We start from the raw sequence: 1,103 nt of genomic DNA on the forward strand, positions 1-1,103 counted from the left end.
TGATGGGCGAAAACCAGTTGCCGAAAGTAATCGCGGGTGTCAGATTCCAGGACGGCACCGAGATCGCAACGACGCCAACACACAACGTCGCCTGATCGGCCCCATCACCCAAAATCCAGCATAGGTCTTAGTATTGTCGCCGCACCGAGAAGCGCTTCACTGATGATTGTTTGCCCCGATTAATCACGCAGATGTGATCAAAAGTACAGCATAGGACTTTTAACTGAGCACGATATGTCGGGATTCAGACAGACAGAGTTCCTGCTGCTTGTTTACTTTTGATTAACTCGGAAGACTAAACAGGGGGGCACGGATGACTGCGCAAACGATCCCGTTCGTATCCAGCCAGTCGGACTGGGCGGACCATCAACCCGAGAGACTTGCGTCAGCGATCCCTACGGCTCTGATCTCGGACAGCGCTCTTCTCCACTCGGGACTTCAGCACATCCTGCGGGACACGCCGTTTGCGATTGCTGAGGCCGCGTCTGTCACCGGTCCAAAACGGCTCTACCACTGTGCCCATCATACTGCCCTGGTGATCATCGAAGTCAGCCAGAACACCGGTCGCGTGCTTGAGATCGTCAGGCAAGTGCGGGAGCGATCTCCGGAGGTCCGGATCGTTGTTCTAGCGGATCAGTTCGACCTCGGCTTCGTGCGGACGGCCCATGAGGCTGGTGTGACCGGCTTCTGCCTGACCGCCAGTGGCCCTGAGGTTCTGATCAAATCCTTGGAACTCGTCACACTCGGGGAGAGCATTCTGCCCTTCGAGGTTCTGCGACCTTTCATGGATGGGGCTTGCCAGAACCGGGAGCATCCGCTCCAGGGGAGCATGGCAGAACAGAAGCGGCCTGAACTGACGGCCTGCAAGCTCTCCACACGGGAAGCGGAAATCCTGGGTTGCTTGACGCAAGGTGAACCCAACAAGGTGATTGCCCGCAAGCTCGATGTGACCGAGGCGACGGTGAAGGTTCATGTGAAAGCCATCCTGCGCAAGATCGGTGCAGCTAATCGCACCCAGGCGGCTATGTGGGCATCTCAGCGCCTTTCAGGAACAGGAGTGTCTAACCGGAATGGTTGAGACTTTGGCGCAGAAGATTGCGGTT

1 protein-coding gene is annotated in these 1,103 nt (G+C 56.8%); it reads left to right on the forward strand.

Annotated elements, in window-relative coordinates; genetic code table 11:
- Positions 1–313: 313 nt before the first annotated feature.
- Positions 314–1,078, forward strand: coding sequence for a LuxR C-terminal-related transcriptional regulator (locus FS320_RS43910; protein ID WP_152718723.1), 765 nt, complete (start codon positions 314–316; stop codon positions 1,076–1,078).
- Positions 1,079–1,103 lie beyond the last annotated feature (25 nt).

Origin of the sequence: Microvirga tunisiensis, from assembly GCF_009296175.1 — a bacterium.
GTDB lineage: Bacteria > Pseudomonadota > Alphaproteobacteria > Rhizobiales > Beijerinckiaceae > Microvirga > Microvirga tunisiensis.